Below are 16,473 nucleotides of genomic sequence, written 5' to 3'. Positions count from 1 at the left end.
CGGTGCTCCCCTTCGGGCCTTCGCGTGGTCGCTCTTCACGTCTCGCCTGTTCACCCCGTGGGCCGTGTCGCACACCCCGTGGCGACCGCGGTGCCGACCGGACGACGGCTACGTCAGAGCCAGCTCTTGACCTTCTCGATCAGAGCGGCCGGGTCGGGCCCGACGGGCGTCACGTTGAGCATCGTCACCCCGGCCTCGCGGAACGCCTCGACGCGCTCACGCACGTAGCTCTCGGGACCGCAGAGGGAGACCAGCTCGCAGAACTCGGCGGGAACCGCGGCCTCCGCCTCCCGCTTCTTTCCCGCGAGGTAGAGGTCCTGCACCTTCTCGGCCGCCTCCTCATAACCGTACGCCCGGGCCACATCGTTGTAGAAGTTCCTGCCCTTTGCGCCCATGCCGCCGATGTACAGGGCGATCAGGGGCCGCACGGACTCCCGGACGGCCGCCGCGTCCTCACCGATGGCCAGGAGGGTGCCCGCGGAGATCTCCAGGGGACCGCGTTCCGGTGCGCGCAGCGCGGTTCCCTCCGCCAGCGCGGTGCCCCACACCTGCTTGGCCTTCTCGGGGACGAAGAGATGCGGCAGCCAGCCGTCGGCGATCTCGGCGGTCATCCGGACGTTCGCCGGGCCGAGGGAGGCGATGTAGAGGGGGATCTCCGCCCGCTGCGGCCGGTTGAGGAACTTCAGCGGCTTGCCCAGCTTGCCGCCCTTCTCGGGAGGCAGCGGCATGTCGGTGATGCCGTGGTGGTCGATGACCTCGCGCCGCCAGATGCGCCGGCACAGCTCGACGGTCTCCCGGGTTCGGCCCAGCGGCTTGTCGTACGCCTTGCCGTGCCAGCCCTCGACGACCTGCGGCCCCGAGGCGCCCAGGCCCAGCAGCGCGCGCCCCTCGGAGAGGACGTCCAGGCCGGCGCCGGTCTGGGCGATGAGCGCGGGGGTGCGGGAGTAGACGTTGAGGATGCCCGCGCCGATGAGCATGCGCTCGGTGCGGGCGGCGATGTAGCCCATGACGGTGGGCGAGTCGAAGCCGTACGCCTCGGCGACCCACACGGCGTCGAGGCCGGCGGCCTCCAGCTTCACGACCTCTTCGGCTGCGGTGCGGGGGTTGTCGGCGTACTGGAGGGGCGTGGCGATCTTCATGCGTCACTGTCCTTGGCGGGGTCGGAGTCGGAGGGGGCGGGCCCGGCGAGTGCCGGCAGCTGCCAGTCGCGGGCCACATCGGCGGCGTCGGCACCGGGCAGCGCGGGCGGCCGGGAGACCGCGGCCGGAGTCGCGGAGAAGCGCGGCGCCGGTGCGGGCTGGGTGATTCCGGCGTGTTCGACGAAGGTTCCGCGGGCGGCCAGATGCGGGTGCCGGGGAGCTTCCCGCAGGGAGAGCACGGGGGCGACGCAGGCGTCCGAATCGCGGAAGACCTCGTCCCACTCGTCCCTCGTGCGGGTCTTGAAGCGGTCCGCGACGGCGGCGCACAACTCCCCCCAGGCGGCCGGATCGTCGCGCCCGGGCGCCTCGTCGCCGAGACCGAGGAGCCTTGTGAACTCCCCGTAGAACCTGGGCTCCAGCGCACCCACGGCCATGAAACCGCCGTCGGCCGTCTCGTAGGTGCCGTAGAAGGGCGCGGCGCCGTCGAGCAGATTAGCGCCCCGCCGGTCCTGCCACGCCCCGGCGGCGAGCATCCCGTGGATCATGGCCGTGAGGTGGCTCGTGCCGTCGACGATGGCGGCGTCGACGACCTGGCCGCGTCCGCCCGGGGTGCGCGCGTGCTGGAGGGCCGCCAGCACACCGATCACCAGGTAGAGCGAACCTCCCGCGTAGTCCCCCAGCAGGTTGGCGGCGGCGTACGGAGGGCCCTCGGCGGGACCGGTCATCCCGAGCGCACCCGTCACGGCGATGTACCCGATGTCGTGACCGGCGCGCGGCGCGAGCGGCCCGTCCTGGCCCCAGCCCGTCATGCGTGCGTAGACGAGGGCGGGGTTGCGCGCGAGGCAGGCGTCCGGGCCGATCCCGAGGCGTTCGGCGACGCCGGGCCGGTTGCCCTCGATGAGGACATCGGCGCGCTCGACCAGGCCGAGGGCGTTCGCGAGGCCGTCCGCGTCCTTCAGGTCCAGCGTCACGGAACGCTTGTTGCGGTTGGTGACGTCGCCGGCGGGGTCGATTCCCAGTGCGGCGCCGCCGGGACGGTCGACGCGCACCACGTCCGCGCCCAGGTCGCCGAGCACCATCGCCGCGAAGGGTCCCGGGCCGATACCGGCCAGTTCCACGACGCGTACACCGCGGAGCGGGCCCTCGCCGTACGACGTCGCTGCTGCCATCTGGCCCGCCCTCTGACACTTTGACACAACTGATGTAACACCGGTGATGCTAAGGACGCGTCACCCATTCCACAAGCCCGGGCGGCAGGCGGAGCAGCGGCCGCGCCGTGGCATGCGCCACACGGAAAACCACACGGAAAACAGGCCTCCCGGGCGGCACTTCGGGCCAGCGCACCGAGGAACCACTCAGGACGTCAACATCGGGCACGACTGCTCACCTGTACGTGGCCTGGCACCAGGGGCTCGACTGCGTGATACTGATTGAAGACCGGTGAAAAAGTGCAACTTCGCGCAATAGCGTGAGTGCCCGGCGGTCCTCCGGACCAGCGCCCGAACGACGGGACCAGCCGGATTCCGGAAACGAGCAGCCGGGTGGAGAGGCGCCGGGGAGGCGCGGAGAGGTGGGGTCGATGGGCGGAACCACGCACATGGAACGGGAGTTGAGCAGCCAGCCCGGGACGTGGCACTCGGCCGCCGAGCTGGCCGCCGGGGCTCCGCTGCCCCGCGCCGGGGAGCGGGTCGCGGTCGTCGGGTGCGGCACGTCCTGGTTCATGGCTCAGGCGTACGCCGCCCTGCGCGAGAGCGCGGGACTGGGTGTGACGGACGCTTTCGCAGCATCGGAGGCGATGCTCGGTGCCGGCCGGGGCTACGACCGACTGCTGGCCGTCACCCGCTCCGGCACCACGACAGAGGTGCTCCGTCTGCTGGAAGCGGTGCGAGGACGCATCCCCACCGTCACCGTCGTGGGCGACCCGGACACCCCCGCGACCGCCGTCTCGGACGAGACGGTCGCCCTGCCGTTCGCCGACGAACAGTCCGTTGTGCAGACGCGGTTCGCCACGAGCGCGCTCGCGCTGCTCAGGACGCATCTCGGCGAGGACATCACGGCGGCGGTGCGGGACGCCGAGGAGGCACTCTCGGCCGAGGTCCGGCAGGAGTGGGTGGACGCCGAGCAGTTCACGTTCCTGGGCACGGGCTGGAGCGTCGGGCTGGCGCACGAGGCGTCGCTGAAGATGCGGGAGGCGTCGCAGTCCTGGACCGAGTCGTATCCGGCGATGGAGTACCGGCACGGGCCCATATCCATCGCCGCCCCCGGGCGCGTCACCTGGCTTTTCGGATCTTCGCCGGAAGGGCTGGGAGAGGAAGTGGCCCGCACGGGGGCCGCGTTCGTGCACCACGGGAGGCGCGATCCGATGGCGGAGCTGGTGCTGGTGCAGCGCGTTGCACTGGCGCGTGCCCGTGAGCGCGGTCTGGATCCCGACACGCCGCGCAGCCTGACCCGTTCGGTGATGCTGGAAACCCGCTGAGGCTGCTGGAGGCCGGCGAGCGCCGACGGACGGCCCGGCCCGGGACCGGTCCTCCGCTCCCCCCGGGCCTTTACGTCTCGCGCCGCTTCCCGCCGCCGCTTCTTCGGCCGCTGCCCGCGCCTGTGCCGTTGTTCCTGCCACCTGCCACCTGCCACCTGCCACCTGCCAATCCTCCTGCCTGATCATCACTGCCTTCCGGCCTTGGTCCCTGCCCTGTCCCGTCCTCAACGGAGGTCCGCAGCATGCCCCTTGTCTCCACCGATGCCGTCCTCGGTCCGGCGCGCGCGGCGGGTCTCGGCGCTCCCGCCTTCAACGTGCTGCACCTGGAGACCGCCGAGGCACTGGTCGCGGCGGCGGAGCGCGCGGAAGTGCCGCTCATACTCCAGATCAGCGAGAACTGCGTCCGATATCATGGGAGTCTGCTGCCGCTCCTGCGTGCCACCCTCACCCTGGCTGAGGCATCCGAGGCCGACGTCTCCGTGCACCTGGACCACATCACCGACGCCGCGCTGCTGCGGGAGGGCGTCTCGGCGGGAGTACGCTCCGTGATGATCGACGCGTCCGCTCTGCCCTACGAGGAGAACGTGGCCACCACCTCGGAGCTGACGGGCTGGTGCCATCGCGAACAGGTCTACGTCGAAGCCGAGTTGGGCGAGGTGGGAGGCAAGGACGGTGTGCACGCCCCCGGTGCGCGTACCGACCCCGAGCAGGCGTTCGCCTTCGTCGAGGCCACGGGGGTGGACGCCCTCGCCGTCGCCGTCGGCTCGTCCCACGCGATGCGGGAGCGAACGGCCGTCCTCGACAAGGAGCTGATCCGCTCCCTGCGGCAGCGGCTTCCCGTGCCCCTCGTGCTGCACGGTTCGTCAGGGGTCCCTGACGGCGAACTGCGTGCAGCCGTCGGCGCCGGCATGACGAAGATCAACATCTCCACGCATCTGGTCTCCGTGTTCACCGGCGAGGTGCGCCGGACGCTCTCGGAGAGTCAGTCGCTCATCGACTCCCGCAAGTACGTGGGGCCGGCAAGGGAAGCGGTCTCGCGGGAGGCCGAACGGCTGCTGCGCATGCTGGGAGCCCCGGCTTCATGAAACGGCACGAGCGGATGAACGCCCTGCTGGAGCTGCTGAGTGAGCGGGGGCGGCTCGACGTGGCGGAGGCCGCGACATCCCTGGAGGTGTCGGTTGCGACCATGCGCCGCGACATGGACGCCCTCGCGGAGCAGCAGTTGCTCAAGCGCACCCGGGGCGGGGCCGTGCTCGCCCCGGTCGCCTACGACCTGCCGATCCGGTACAGGAACGGTCACCAGGCCGCCCGGAAGCACGCCGTCGCCGAGACGGCGGCATCAATGGTGGAGGAGGGCGACGTCGTGGGGCTGAGCGGAGGCACGACGACGACGGAGATCGCCCGGTCGCTCGCCACGCGGCCGGAGTTCGCCGAGGCCGGGCCGCATGCGCGGCTGACGATCGTCACCAACTCCCTCAACATCGCCAATGAGTTGGCGGTCCGGCCGCAGATCAGGATCGTGCTGACGGGCGGTGTGGCCCATTCCCGTTCCTTCGAACTCACCGGCCCCTACAGCGAGATGGTTCTGCGGCAGCTCACGCTGGACATCGCCTTCATCGGCGTGAACGGCATCGACGCGCAGTGGGGCGGCACCGTCCACGACGAAGCCGAGGCGAGCACCAACAGGCTCATGGCCGAGCGGGCGGCCCGTGCCGTGGTCGTCGCGGACTCCTCGAAGCTGGGCCTGCGCTGCTTCGCCCGCGTCGGCGGGGAGGAGGTCTTCGGCACGTTCGTGACGGACCCGTCCATGGACGAAGCCGCCCGGCGGGAATTCTCCGACCAGGGCCTGCGTGTCGTGACCTCGGCGCCGTCCGCGGCGGAGGGCTGACGGCCACCGACACCCTCGGCAGGTCCACGGCATGCGCGTGCCGCACGCGCCCTGCCGGCACCCACCCGGCCTCTCGGGTGCGTCGCCCTGGCGACGCGGCCGGGCCTGCGAGTCCGCTGCCACGGGAGAACGCCCGGCCGGTGCCAGAATGCCCGGCATGGAACGATCTTCCTCAGCGGCAGTCGGTACAGCGACCCCCTCCGGCCCGGCGACCGGCCCCGGCAGCGCCCCGGTGAGCACGGAGCCCGCCCGGGCGCCCGCGGACACCGCCGGGCCCGGCGGTGACGCCGGTCTTCCGGGCATCGCCCACGCCTGGGCCGCGCTGGGAGGCGACGCCGCCCTGCTCGAGAGGGTCTCCTACACACGGCGAGCGGTGCTGCCGGCCCGGCTGCCCGTACTCGAACTGGCCCGCGCGTCGGTCGCGGTGTGCTCACTGGCCGCGGCCGAACTGTCGTCCGTACGGGCGAGAGCAACCGGGACGGGCAGCAGCGCGGGCAGCGCCGGCGACGGCGGCCCCCTCGCGGTTCCGTCCGTGCAGGTCGACGACGGCGCGGTGGCCACCTCGTTCACCAGCGGGCGCCACCTGAGGACGGACGGGCGCGCCCCTGTGACGTTCTCCCCGCTGTCCCGCTTCTGGCGCACCGCGGACGGATGGGTGCGCACCCACGCCAACTACCCGCACCACCGCACGCGGCTGCTGTCCGCCCTCGGCATCTCCGTCGAGGACCGCGACGACACCACACTCGCGGAGATCCTCGCCACGGAACTCGCCCAGCGCGACGCCGCCGAGGTCGAGGAGACGGTGCACGCGGCGGGCGGCCTCGCCGTGGCCGTGCGCACGCCGCAGGAGTGGGCGGTGCATCCTCAGGGCGCGCAGTCCTCCCGCCGTCCGCTGCTGTCGACGGCCCGCATGGACCAGGCGCCCCTGCGCACCCTGCCGGAGTCTTCGGGCCACGGCCCGATGCACGCGGTGCGCGTGCTGGACCTCACCAGAGTCCTCGCAGGTCCCGTCGCCACCCGGGCGCTCGCACTGTTCGGTGCAGATGTTCTGCGCATCGACGCGCCGCAGCTTCCGGAGAACCTGGACACGCACGCCGACACCGGCGCCGGAAAGCGCTCGGCGCTCCTCGACCTCTCGTCCCGGTCCGGGCAGGCGGCGTTCGACGAACTGCTGTCGTCGGCGGACGTCGTCGTCACCGGTTACCGTCCCGGAGCGCTGGACCGCTTCGGACTCGCTCCCGAGTCGCTGGCGGACCGCCGGCCGGGAGTGGTCGTGGGCCAGCTCAGCGCCTGGGGTGCGTACGGGCCCTGGCACAGAAGACGCGGCTTCGACAGCCTGGTGCAGGCGGCGAGCGGCATCGCCACCGTCGAGGGCCAGCGGGACGAGGCGGGCGAGGGCATTCCGGGCGCCCTGCCGGCGCAGGCCCTCGACCACGGCACCGGCTATCTGCTGGCGGCCGCGGTGATGCGGGCCCTGACCGAGCAGCGGCGTGGCGGGCGCGGGGCGAGGCTCGTGCGGCTGGCGCTCGCCCAGACCGCCAACTGGCTGGTCGACGGGCTGGCCTCGCAGCTCTCACCGTACGCGCGGGAGGAGGCGGCAGACGCCGCGGCCCAGGACCCGGTCGATCCCGCTCCCTGGCTGGCCGAGGCGGACAGCCCGCTGGGACGCCTGCGTTATGCGCTGCCGCCCGTCGCCTACGACGGGTCTCCTCCGGACTGGCCGCATCCGCCCGGCATGCCCGGCACGGACACCGCTGCCTGGTGGTGATCAGGGCGGGACGGCCGCACGCCGGGCCGCGAGTTCGCCCTACAGGGACTCCTTGCCGTGACCGCGGTGGCCGTGGCCGCCGGGCCCGTGGTCGCGGTGGCTTGCGTGCGGCCCGCCGTGCCGGTGGCGGTCCCGTCCCTGCCGTCGCTCCCTGCGCTCCAGCTCCCGCTTCTGGCGCCGCTCGGCGCGCAACTTCAGTTTCTCCTCGCGCGGGATCTTCCGTACGACGGCGACGCCGCCCATCATCGTGACGCCGGTGATCACCACGTGCGGCGCGTCGGCGTCACCGAATCCGGAGGCGGAGGAGTCGAATCCGCCCATGATGCCGACACCGCGGACCTCGACGCCGACACCGGGCGGCACGGTGACACTGAAGCCGCCCATCAGCGCGAAGCAGCGGATGACCACGTTCCGGTCCTCGAACCGGGCCTCCCGCAGGTCCAGTTCGCCGCCGCCCATGATGCCCAGGGCGGTGAAGACGCGCGGCACCGTCCACTGGCCACGGCGGCCGAATCCGCCCATGATGCCGATGCCCCAGCGCGAGGTGGCGCTTCCGCCGATCCGTTCCGCCCACCGTCGCGTCTTGCTGAGCGACGGGGGCGGCGAATCGTCCAGGGCACCGGGCCTCTCCGGCGAGCGGCCGGCGGAAGCACCGTCGTCCCCGTGGTGCGGCAGATCGCGTACGAGAGGCACCAACTCCCCGCGTGTGCGGGCCCGGTAGGCGCTGTCGAGGCGTTCCTGGAACTCGTCCATGCCGAGCCGCCCTTCGGCCAGCGCATCGCGCAGCACGTCTGCGATGCGCTCCCGTTCGGCGTCCGAAGCGCGCATTTCGGGGAGTTCGTCACTCATGTGGTCAGCCTATTACGCGCCGTGGCCCCCGGGATCGGCTACTGGACGGACGCGAGAAGCCACTCGGCCAGGGCGACGGCCCCGAATCCCAGCACCAGCACTCCGGTGGCGACACGGGTGCGGCCACGGCGGCTGAGCACGATCGCGGTGCCGGAGAGGATGAGCGCGATGCCGTAGAAGCCCACGGTGAGCACCGAGGGTGCACTGCCCAGGCGTACGACGAGCGCGACCGCCACGGCGACCATGACGACGCCGGAGAGGACGATGCGGACCCTGCGCGCCTGCCGCGGCGTGAGGCCGGTACGCGCGTCCCCTTCCCCCTGGTCCCCCTGGTCCAACTGCTCCCCCTGGTCCCCCTCTGCTCCCGGGGCGGACCCGGGTTCTTCGTCACGGGTGACCTCTGCGGCCCCGTCCCCGGTCGTCTCTTCTTCGGTCGGCGCGCTTATGTTGGCTTCGGGCATGCCGGGAGGTTATCCGCATTCGGCACCGCCTGTCGCGCGAGGGCCTGCCGGGGGCCGGGGGCGGCCCAACCTGCGGGGAGGGAATGCGGGCTGGAGCCCAACTCCTCGCCTACGAGGGCTCCTTGTACGTCCACTCGCGCAGATCGGCGCGGCTGTCGAACTTGGCGAGGTTCGTGTCGATCGGGTCGTCGGTGTACTGGTGGAAGTGCCACGGGTGCTCGATCCCGGGATTGCCGGGTTTGCCGTTGTAGTGCGCTATCCACAGGCCGTCGCCGGCGAACGACGTCGTGTCGTGGTTGAACCAGAAGTTGGTGTTGCAGTAGAGCAGCACCCTGGTGTGGGGGCGTTCCTCCTGGACGTACTTGATGAAGTAGTCCTTCTCCGAGTTGGAGACTTCCGAGTCCTCCCAGTCCAGGACGAGCATGTCGCCCTTGACCAGGTTGATCTTCGACATGAAGTAGTCGGCCTGGTTCTTCATGCTCCCGGCGCGGCCGAAGTGGTAGAAGCCGGTGACGAGTTCGGCGTCACGCGCGGTCTGGCGCTGCGCGACCCACTTCGGGTTCGTGTACGACGTGCCCTCCGTGATCTTTATGAAGACGAAGTCGAGCCCTTTCGTGCTGTAGTCCGACGGTTGGTACGACGAGACGTCGACGCCCTTGATCACCCTGCACTCCTTCTGCCGTCCGGCCGCGCGGTCATCAGTCCGATACCCCCAAGTCGGCGCACCGTACCCCGAACGGGCCGCCGCGGGGCGCCGATCGGGCGCTCGGGGCGGCAACGCGACCGGGGCCCGGGGCTTGCTCCGGCGCGTCCCCCGCCGCCCGCGGCGCCCGGCGGAGAGGATCGGTGCGGGCGCGGCCGCGGGCGCGCCCGGCACACTGGCAGAGACGCACACGCGACCGAGGAGTCCGACGATGGCGACGACACGCACCGCTCACACCGTGTGGAACGGCGACCTGAAGAAGGGGTCGGGTGAGGTCACCTTCGACTCCTCCGGCATCGGCACCCAGTCCGTCACCTGGGCATCGCGCGCGGAGGAGCCCAACGGGAGGACCAGCCCGGAGGAGCTGATCGCGGCAGCGCACTCCAGCTGCTTCTCGATGGCGCTCTCCAACGGGCTCAACTCCGCGGGCAAGCCCCCGACGCGGCTGGAGACGCGGGCCGACGTGACGTTCCAGCCGGGCACCGGCATCACCGGCATCCACCTCACCGTGCAGGGCGAGGTCCCCGGCATCGACGAGGCCTCCTTCACCGCCGCGGCGGAGGAGGCAAAGGCCAACTGCCCCGTCTCCCAGGCCCTTTCGGGCACCACCATCACGCTGACCGCCAAGCTGAGCTGAACCGGGCCGCAGGCGGGCACGAGGCCCGCGGCCGCACGGGAGCGGAGGAGAGATGCCCGAACTGCCCGAGGTCGAGGCGCTGCGCGACTTCCTCGACGACCGCGTCACCGGACGCACGGTGGAGCGCGTCACGCCCGTCGCGATCAGCGTGCTGAAGACGTACGAGCCGCAGCCCTCCGCGCTGGAGGGCCGGACCGTCACGGGAGTCTCCCGGCACGGGAAGTTCCTCGATCTGGACGCGGGAGGTCTGCATCTGGTCGTCCACCTGGCCCGAGCGGGGTGGCTGCGCTGGCGGGACTCCGTCCCGGCGGCGCCGCCCCGCCCCGGCAAGGGGCCGCTGGCTCTGAGGCTGTCGCTGACCGGGCCGGAGCAGGGCGGCGAAGGCGGCGGGTTCGATCTGACCGAGGCCGGGACGCGCAAGCGCCTCGCCGTCTACTGCGTGGACGACCCGGCACAGGTGCCGGGCATCGAACGGCTCGGGCCGGACCCGCTCGCCGACGACTTCACCCGGGAGGCCTTCGCCGGTCTCGTGCGGGGGCAGCGCCACCGGATCAAGGGGCTGCTGCGGGACCAGAGCGTGATCGCCGGGGTCGGCAACGCCTACTCGGACGAGATCCTGCACGCGGCACGCCTCTCCCCGTTCAAGATCGCGAGTGAGCTCTCGGAGGAGGAGGTCACCGGGCTCTACGACGCTCTGCGCTCCACGCTCAAGGACGCCGTCGAACGCTCGCGGGGGCTGGCCGCCGGAAAGCTGAAGTCGGAGAAGAAGACGGGGCTGCGGGTCCACGGCCGCAAAGGACAACCGTGTCCTGTGTGCGGGGACGTTGTGCGGGAAGTCTCATTCAGTGATTCATCCCTGCAGTACTGCCCCACCTGCCAGACCGGCGGGAAGCCGCTCGCCGACCGGCGCATGTCCCGGCTGCTGAAATAGCCGCGGCCCCGGGCCCGCAGAATGCCGTTGTGGAGGGGCGTACTGTGGCGCGACGGAAGGGTCCACCGATGCCGAATATTGAGGGAACGGGTATGTCTGCCGACGAGCTGGACGAGTTCGCCACAGGCCTCGCCCATATGGCACGCGACCTGCTCGCCCAGGAATCCGTGCAGAAGACCCTCGACCGGCTCGTGGAGTACGCCGTGGAGCTGGTTGACGGCTGCGAGGCCGCGGGCGTCATGACCTTGGAGAACCATCAGGTCAGCACCCTGGCCACCACCAGCGACGTGGTACGCGCCTCGGACCGCATCCAGGGCGAGGTCCGTGAGGGCCCCTGCTTCGACGCCGCACGGACGCTGAAGGAGGTCTACCGCATCGCGGACATGAGCACGACCGTCAAGCGGTGGCCCCGGTACGCGCCCGAGGCCCGCAAGCTCGGCATCGGGAGCATGATGGGCTTCCTGCTCTACACCGAGGACGACAACCTCGGGGCCCTCGACCTCTACTCGTCCAAGCCGAAGGTCTTCACGCCGCGCTCCGAGCACGTCGGCTGGCTGCTCGCCTCGCACGCGGCGGTCGCTTTCTCCAGCGCACGTACGCACGCCCAGATGAACGCCGCCATGGAGACGCGGCACAGCATCGGCGAGGCCATAGGCATCGTGATGGAGCGCTACCACCTCGACGAGAACCAGGCCTTCGCCGTGCTGAAGAAGAGCTCACAGGACCGGAACATCAAGCTGCGCGAGATCGTGCGCGTGGTCACCGAGACCGGCGAGGTCCCCGGGGCGAAGCCCCGCTCGTAGCGGTCCCTCCGACGAAGGCCCCTGGGTCGCTGTCGAAAGCCGCCGCGAAATCCCACCGCACGAAGGGGCCGCCCGGCCGGCAGCCGGGCGGCCCCTTTGAAGATCTTCGTCCGTCTCCTAGTGCTTCCCCCGCACGGCCTCGCTGAGCATCTTCAGCTTGTCCCCCTTGCTGCTGCGCTTGGAGGAGGTGGTGTGCCGGTAGCCGAACGGGCCCGGCAGGTCCATCGACGTCGTCTGGCGACCGTTGGAGTTGACGGTGCGCCGCGGGCCCTTCTTGCCGCCCGTGGTCACCGACCACGACTTGCGGTTGATGTTCAGCTTGACCCCGGGCAGGACCTGAAAGCTCTTACGGAACGTCAGCGGCATGATCGCCTCCTTGTGTCAGGACCGCTGCTGTCCCTCGTGCCCGTGATCGTTCACGGCATGCGCCCGTCGTCCGGACCGGCCGAGGTGACCTCCCCCTGCGGGCGGAAGACCAGCTCCTCGTCCTCCGCATCGACCAACAGCCGGGTGTGCGGTTTCAGTTCACCGCTGAGCAGCATCCGCGAGAGCTGGTTGTCCACTTCGCGCTGGATGGTGCGGCGCAGGGGACGCGCCCCGTACTCGGGCTGGTAGCCGCGCCTGGCGAGCCACTCGACGGCGGCCGGCGTGAACTCCACCGCGAGGTCCTGGGCATGGACCCGGTGCCGGGTCTCGTCCAGCATCATGTCGGTGACGGTGCGCAGTTGCTCGTCGGACAGCTGCCGGAAGATGACGATCTCGTCGATGCGGTTGAGGAACTCGGGACGGAACTGCTCCCTCAGCGGCCGCAGCACACGCTCCCGCCGGGCATCCTCCTCTTCCTCCTCGTCGCCGCTGCCGAAGCCGAGGACGGCGCCGCGTCCCGTGATCGCCTCGGAGCCGAGGTTGCTGGTCATGACGATGACCGTGTTGGTGAAGTCGACGGTGCGGCCCTGGGAGTCCGTCAGGCGTCCGTCGTCGAGCACCTGGAGCAGGAGGTTGAAGACGTCGGCGTGCGCCTTCTCGATCTCGTCGAGAAGCAGCAGCGAGTACGGGTTGCGGCGCACGGTCTCGGTGAGCTGGCCCGCGTCCTCGTGCCCGACGTAGCCGGGCGGAGCACCGACGAGCCGGCTGACGGTGTGCCGCTCCTGGTACTCGCTCATGTCGAGGCGCACCATCCGCTCGTCCGTGCCGAAGAGCGAATCGGCGAGCGCGCGGGCGAGTTCGGTCTTCCCGACGCCGGTGGGACCGAGGAAGAGGAAGCTGCCGATGGGCCTGTCGGGGCTGGCCAGCCCGGCCCGGGAGCGCAGCACGGCGTCGGCCACGGCGGAGACCGCCTCGTCCTGACCGATGACGCGTTCGCGCAGCCGGTCCTCCATGCCGAGCAGGCGCTCGCGCTCCTCCTGGGTGAGGCTGCTGACGGGGATGCCCGTCTGGCGGGAGACGATGTCGGCGATGTCCTCGACGGTCACCTCGGCGATGCGCCCGTTGGGGTGCTGCTTGCGCTCGCCGCGGCCGATCTCCTCCTCCAGCTCCGTGAGCCGGTCACGCAGCTGTGTGGCGCGCTCGTAGTCCTCGGCGGCGACGGCCTGGTCCTTGTCCCGGCTGACGCGTTCGGCCTCGCGCTCCAGCGCCCTCATGTCGGTGCCGCGGGTGGAGTTGCGCAGCCGCACGCGGGCACCGGCCTGGTCGAGGAGGTCGATGGCCTTGTCCGGGAGGAACCGGCCCGTCAGGTAGCGGTCGGAGAGCTCGACGGCCGCGATCAGCGCGTCGCCGCTGTAGCGGACCTGGTGGTGCGCCTCGTAGCGGTCCCGCAGGCCCCTGAGGATCTCGACCGCGTCGGGCACGCTCGGCTCGGAGATCAGGACCGGCTGGAAACGCCGGGCGAGCGCCGCGTCCTTCTCGATGTGACGGCGGTGCTCCTCGAGCGTCGTGGCGCCGATGACGTGCAACTCGCCGCGGGAGAGCGGCGGTTTGAGCATGTTGCCGGCGTCCATGGAGCCGCCTTCGGTTCCGCCTCCGCCGGCGCCGACGACGGTGTGCAGCTCGTCGATGAAGACGATCAGCTGCTCGGACCGTGCGCGGATCTCGTCGATGATGTTGCTGAGCCGCTCCTCGAAGTCGCCGCGGTAGCGGGTGCCCGCGACGACGCCGGAGACGTCGAGCTGGACGACGCGGCGGCCCAGGAGGTTGTCCGGCACGTCGCCGTCGGTGATGCGCTGGGCCAGGCCCTCCACGATGGCCGTCTTCCCGACACCCGCCTCACCGATGAGGACGGGGTTGTTCTTGCCGCGCCGGGCGAGGATCTCGATGGTCTGCTCGATCTCCTCGTCCCTGCCGATCACGGGGTCGATGCGCCCGTCGCGGGCCATCTCCGTGAGGTCCGTGCCGTACTTGTCGAGAGTGGGCGTCTCGGAACGCGGCTTGCCCTGGGCGCCCCTGCCGGGGGGCGTCTCCGCGCCTGGGGGCTGCCCTCCCGGGTACTGCGGGGCGCCCTGGCCGGGCTGCCCCGGCTGGCCGGGGTGACCCGGATGCCCGGGGAAGGGGCCGGAGGAGGCCGCACCCGGGTCGAAGTGGGCCGCGCCCAGGATCTGTCCGGCCGCCGAGTCGCGGTTGGCGGCGAGCGCGATGAGCACGTGTTCGCTGCCGATGTAGGAGGCACCCCGCGCGCGGGCGATGTCGTGGGCGTCCAGCAGCGCCCGCTTGACGGCGGGGCTCACGGCGATGGACTTGCGTGGCGTGCCCTCCCCCACCTCGCGGTCGATGTTCTCGGCGAGCGTGTCGGTGTCCGCGCCGGCCCGCGTGATCATGGTGCGGGTCGGTTCGGTGGTGAGCGCCGCGCGCAGCAGATGCTCGGTGTCCAGGTCGCTGCTGCCGCGCTGGGCCGCGTACGAGGCCGCTTCGGAGATGAGCTGCCGGGCCGGTTCGCTCATCAGACGGAGAAAGTCGTAGTAGCGGGGGTCCCGGCCTCCGCCGCTGCCGCCCGACGGGTCGGCGCCCCCGAGGATGCGCCGTATGTACTCTCCGAACGGGTCCCTGCCGAAGTCCCGGGGACCCATGTACCCGCTGGTCATTGGAATCCGTCCCGCCGGCCCGGCGGCGCCGGGCCACGCTGTGTCGGCTTCATCGAGCTTGCGGTGCGGGGTTCCCCCGAATGGCCCGGCAACACGTGCGCGGCGGTGTTCGCGCCGCGTTCGCGCCGCTCTTCCCCCGCTCTCAGCCCGCGGTGAGCAGCCCCGTCGCGACGGCGGCGCCCACGAGCCCCGCGGACTGCAGCCCTGTGGGGCGTTCCCGCAGGGCGGTGAGTCCGAGAAGCACCGGTATCGCGGGATACAGCGAGGAGAGCACGACGGCGACGGTGACGATCTGTTCCCGGGTGGCCAGGAGGTAGAGCACGAGGGCGAGCGCAGCGGCCATGCCTGTCGCGGCGGCGCCGGCTGCGCGGCGCGGCGTCAGCACCGTCCGCGCAGCCCGCGCCGCACTGCCCGCCCGGTCGGCAGCCGCCGCCTTCGGCCCCGCCGCACGCAGCGCCAGGAGCGCCGCGGGCAGGATCACGGCGACGGCGGTGACGCGGCCTGCCGTGACGGGCCAGATGCCGGAGCTCTGACCGGCCTGCGCGAGGGCCGCGTACTGGAGGGCGATTCCGGCGCCCGCGGTGAGTCCGTCCAGGGAGGCTCCGGTGACGGCGGCCGGTGCGCCGGGCGTGGGCGCGCTGCGTGACGCCAGCCAGAGGGACGGCACGGCGACGAGGATGCCCAGCCAGGACAGCGCCGACGGACGGTCCCCGAGGACCGCGACGGCCGCCAGTACGGGCAGGGCCAGACCGCCCACCGCGCTGACGGGCACCACGACGCTCATGGCTCCGCGGCTCATCCCCCGGTAGAGGAAGACCATGCCCAGGCCGGTTCCGGTCCCGGAGAGCGCTCCCCACGCGAGGTCGGGGAGCGCCGGTCCGTGCGCAGGGAACAGCGGCGCCGCCGCCAGGGTGAGCGCGAGTCCTGCCACCTGGCCCGTGAGCGCGACGAGGGCGAAGCCGGCGCGGCGCGCGAGCAGGCCGCCGGTGAAGTCGGCGACGCCGTAGAAGACGGCGGAGGCCAGCGCGAGGAGCGGACCCATCAGTCGGGGCGCGGTGCGGCGCCCGCACCGCTCCGGCGCCCCCCGCCCTGCTGCTCACGCTGCCGGCCGCCGTGCTGCTCACGCTGTTCGTCGCGCTCGGCCTGCCCGACGGGGCAGACCGCGCCGTCGTGCACGCAGCCCTCGCGGTCGCAGAGGCGGCACAGCAGATCGGCGTTGCCGACCTCCGCGTAGAGCCGCGTCAGAAGCTTGGCCAGAAGTGCGTCGAGCCTCTCCCGTTCGGCCTCGTCCAGTACGTCCACGATCTGGTTCAGCGGGGTGCCGCGTGCGGCGAGCATCGTGCGGGCGGTGCGGGTGCCGGCGGCGGTCGGCGTCACGGAGACCCACCGGCCCGGCCCCGGGCGCCGCTCGACGAGCCCGCCCGCTTCGAGCGAGTCGACCATGCGGGCGGCGGCGGGCTGTGACAGACCGACGCGGCGGCCGAGTTCGGTGACGCTCAGGCCGGGCGAGGCGGAGAGCACCACCAGCGCGGCGGAGCCGCTGGCGCTGGTCCCGGCGGCCTTGGTGGCTCCGGTGAGAGCCAGGTCGGTCACGGCGAGCGCGGTGGCGCCGAGGAGATTGGCCGTGCGATTAGAGTCATGCATGACTCATGCATATCGCGCGCCGACCCTCACCTCAACCCCTCGGCACCCTCGGCATTCCCCGGCACGAGAGCGCCGCCGAGTCACGCTCCACCCATCGCCG

Annotated in this window: 16 protein-coding genes; 7 read left to right on the top strand and 9 right to left on the bottom strand. The window is 71.8% G+C overall.

What is annotated here, in order from left to right:
- Nucleotides 1-113 precede the first annotated feature (113 nt).
- On the bottom strand, nucleotides 114-1,139 hold the full coding sequence (locus H180DRAFT_RS15235; protein WP_055486604.1) for an LLM class F420-dependent oxidoreductase: 1,026 nt from the start codon (nucleotides 1,137-1,139) through the stop codon (nucleotides 114-116).
- The gene (locus H180DRAFT_RS15230) at nucleotides 1,136-2,308 is read right to left on the bottom strand and encodes a CaiB/BaiF CoA transferase family protein (protein ID WP_055486603.1); all 1,173 of its coding nucleotides are present in this window, start codon (nucleotides 2,306-2,308) and stop codon (nucleotides 1,136-1,138) included. Before H180DRAFT_RS15230 ends, H180DRAFT_RS15235 begins: the two co-directional genes overlap by 4 nt.
- A gap of 410 nt (nucleotides 2,309-2,718) precedes the next feature.
- Here H180DRAFT_RS15230 and H180DRAFT_RS15225 point away from each other — a divergent pair, with 410 nt between their 5' ends.
- From H180DRAFT_RS15225 to H180DRAFT_RS15210, 4 genes are all read left to right on the top strand, one after another.
- Complete coding sequence (locus tag H180DRAFT_RS15225) at nucleotides 2,719-3,615, top strand: SIS domain-containing protein (RefSeq protein ID WP_055486602.1); 897 nt, start codon at nucleotides 2,719-2,721, stop codon at nucleotides 3,613-3,615.
- 242 nt (nucleotides 3,616-3,857) lie between these two features.
- Nucleotides 3,858-4,700, top strand: a complete 843-nt coding sequence (locus tag H180DRAFT_RS15220) for a class II fructose-bisphosphate aldolase (protein WP_055486601.1) — start codon at nucleotides 3,858-3,860, stop codon at nucleotides 4,698-4,700.
- Nucleotides 4,697-5,503: a DeoR/GlpR family DNA-binding transcription regulator gene (locus H180DRAFT_RS15215; protein ID WP_055486600.1), complete on the top strand. Its 807-nt coding sequence runs from the start codon at nucleotides 4,697-4,699 to the stop codon at nucleotides 5,501-5,503. The genes H180DRAFT_RS15220 and H180DRAFT_RS15215 overlap by 4 nt, the downstream gene beginning before the upstream one ends.
- Before the next feature lie 157 nt (nucleotides 5,504-5,660).
- Nucleotides 5,661-7,271 carry a CoA transferase gene (locus H180DRAFT_RS15210; RefSeq protein ID WP_079100137.1) on the top strand — a complete coding sequence of 537 codons (1,611 nt, stop codon included), beginning with the start codon at nucleotides 5,661-5,663 and terminating at the stop codon, nucleotides 7,269-7,271.
- Nucleotides 7,272-7,310: 39 nt separating this feature from the next.
- On the opposite strand, the gene H180DRAFT_RS15205 is transcribed toward H180DRAFT_RS15210, so the two are convergent.
- From H180DRAFT_RS15205 to H180DRAFT_RS15195, 3 genes are all read right to left on the bottom strand, one after another.
- Complete coding sequence (locus H180DRAFT_RS15205) at nucleotides 7,311-8,120, bottom strand: DUF1707 SHOCT-like domain-containing protein (RefSeq protein WP_079100129.1); 810 nt, start codon at nucleotides 8,118-8,120, stop codon at nucleotides 7,311-7,313.
- A gap of 38 nt (nucleotides 8,121-8,158) precedes the next feature.
- A complete protein-coding gene (locus H180DRAFT_RS15200; RefSeq protein ID WP_055486598.1) occupies nucleotides 8,159-8,581 on the bottom strand; it encodes a hypothetical protein in 423 nt (140 codons plus the stop codon).
- A gap of 109 nt (nucleotides 8,582-8,690) precedes the next feature.
- Nucleotides 8,691-9,245, bottom strand: coding sequence for a glycoside hydrolase family 25 protein (locus H180DRAFT_RS15195; RefSeq protein WP_055486597.1), 555 nt, complete (start codon nucleotides 9,243-9,245; stop codon nucleotides 8,691-8,693).
- 250 nt (nucleotides 9,246-9,495) lie between these two features.
- On the opposite strand from H180DRAFT_RS15195, the gene H180DRAFT_RS15190 reads away from it, so the two are divergent.
- From H180DRAFT_RS15190 to H180DRAFT_RS15180, 3 genes are all read left to right on the top strand, one after another.
- Entirely contained in the window at nucleotides 9,496-9,921 is a 426-nt protein-coding gene (locus H180DRAFT_RS15190; protein WP_055486596.1) for an OsmC family protein, read from the top strand.
- A gap of 52 nt (nucleotides 9,922-9,973) precedes the next feature.
- On the top strand, nucleotides 9,974-10,852 hold the full coding sequence (locus H180DRAFT_RS15185) for an Fpg/Nei family DNA glycosylase (protein ID WP_055486595.1): 879 nt from the start codon (nucleotides 9,974-9,976) through the stop codon (nucleotides 10,850-10,852).
- Nucleotides 10,853-10,944: 92 nt separating this feature from the next.
- On the top strand, nucleotides 10,945-11,655 hold the full coding sequence (locus tag H180DRAFT_RS15180; protein ID WP_055486594.1) for a GAF and ANTAR domain-containing protein: 711 nt from the start codon (nucleotides 10,945-10,947) through the stop codon (nucleotides 11,653-11,655).
- Nucleotides 11,656-11,772: 117 nt separating this feature from the next.
- On the opposite strand, the gene H180DRAFT_RS15175 is transcribed toward H180DRAFT_RS15180, so the two are convergent.
- From H180DRAFT_RS15175 to H180DRAFT_RS15160, 4 genes are all read right to left on the bottom strand, one after another.
- Nucleotides 11,773-12,021 carry a DUF4236 domain-containing protein gene (locus H180DRAFT_RS15175; RefSeq protein WP_055486593.1) on the bottom strand — a complete coding sequence of 83 codons (249 nt, stop codon included), beginning with the start codon at nucleotides 12,019-12,021 and terminating at the stop codon, nucleotides 11,773-11,775.
- Between the two features lie 50 nt (nucleotides 12,022-12,071).
- A complete protein-coding gene (locus tag H180DRAFT_RS15170) occupies nucleotides 12,072-14,729 on the bottom strand; it encodes an ATP-dependent Clp protease ATP-binding subunit (protein ID WP_175437774.1) in 2,658 nt (885 codons plus the stop codon).
- A 142-nt stretch (nucleotides 14,730-14,871) separates the two neighbouring features.
- Nucleotides 14,872-15,771, bottom strand: a complete 900-nt coding sequence (locus tag H180DRAFT_RS15165) for an EamA family transporter (RefSeq protein WP_055486592.1) — start codon at nucleotides 15,769-15,771, stop codon at nucleotides 14,872-14,874.
- On the bottom strand, nucleotides 15,771-16,373 hold the full coding sequence (locus H180DRAFT_RS15160; RefSeq protein WP_074466823.1) for a MarR family winged helix-turn-helix transcriptional regulator: 603 nt from the start codon (nucleotides 16,371-16,373) through the stop codon (nucleotides 15,771-15,773). The genes H180DRAFT_RS15165 and H180DRAFT_RS15160 overlap by 1 nt, the downstream gene beginning before the upstream one ends.
- Nucleotides 16,374-16,473: the final 100 nt, after the last annotated feature.

The organism is Streptomyces sp. WMMB 322, from assembly GCF_900090145.1.
GTDB lineage: Bacteria > Actinomycetota > Actinomycetes > Streptomycetales > Streptomycetaceae > Streptomyces.
This window is presented reverse-complemented; position numbering and strand designations above follow the sequence as displayed.

Excerpts from the sequence above, each read along its gene's own strand:
- H180DRAFT_RS15235 (WP_055486604.1), bottom strand. The coding sequence starts at position 1,139 with ATGAAGATCGCCACGCCCCTCCAGTACGCCGACAACCCCCGCACCGCA.
- H180DRAFT_RS15230 (WP_055486603.1), bottom strand. The coding sequence starts at position 2,308 with ATGGCAGCAGCGACGTCGTACGGCGAGGGCCCGCTCCGCGGTGTACGC.
- H180DRAFT_RS15225 (WP_055486602.1), top strand. The coding sequence starts at position 2,719 with ATGGGCGGAACCACGCACATGGAACGGGAGTTGAGCAGCCAGCCCGGG.
- H180DRAFT_RS15220 (WP_055486601.1), top strand. The coding sequence starts at position 3,858 with ATGCCCCTTGTCTCCACCGATGCCGTCCTCGGTCCGGCGCGCGCGGCG.
- H180DRAFT_RS15215 (WP_055486600.1), top strand. The coding sequence starts at position 4,697 with ATGAAACGGCACGAGCGGATGAACGCCCTGCTGGAGCTGCTGAGTGAG.
- H180DRAFT_RS15210 (WP_079100137.1), top strand. The coding sequence starts at position 5,661 with ATGGAACGATCTTCCTCAGCGGCAGTCGGTACAGCGACCCCCTCCGGC.
- H180DRAFT_RS15205 (WP_079100129.1), bottom strand. The coding sequence starts at position 8,120 with ATGAGTGACGAACTCCCCGAAATGCGCGCTTCGGACGCCGAACGGGAG.
- H180DRAFT_RS15200 (WP_055486598.1), bottom strand. The coding sequence starts at position 8,581 with ATGCCCGAAGCCAACATAAGCGCGCCGACCGAAGAAGAGACGACCGGG.
- H180DRAFT_RS15190 (WP_055486596.1), top strand. The coding sequence starts at position 9,496 with ATGGCGACGACACGCACCGCTCACACCGTGTGGAACGGCGACCTGAAG.
- H180DRAFT_RS15185 (WP_055486595.1), top strand. The coding sequence starts at position 9,974 with ATGCCCGAACTGCCCGAGGTCGAGGCGCTGCGCGACTTCCTCGACGAC.
- H180DRAFT_RS15180 (WP_055486594.1), top strand. The coding sequence starts at position 10,945 with ATGTCTGCCGACGAGCTGGACGAGTTCGCCACAGGCCTCGCCCATATG.
- H180DRAFT_RS15175 (WP_055486593.1), bottom strand. The coding sequence starts at position 12,021 with ATGCCGCTGACGTTCCGTAAGAGCTTTCAGGTCCTGCCCGGGGTCAAG.
- H180DRAFT_RS15170 (WP_175437774.1), bottom strand. The coding sequence starts at position 14,729 with ATGACCAGCGGGTACATGGGTCCCCGGGACTTCGGCAGGGACCCGTTC.
- H180DRAFT_RS15165 (WP_055486592.1), bottom strand. The coding sequence starts at position 15,771 with ATGGGTCCGCTCCTCGCGCTGGCCTCCGCCGTCTTCTACGGCGTCGCC.
- H180DRAFT_RS15160 (WP_074466823.1), bottom strand. The coding sequence starts at position 16,373 with ATGCATGACTCTAATCGCACGGCCAATCTCCTCGGCGCCACCGCGCTC.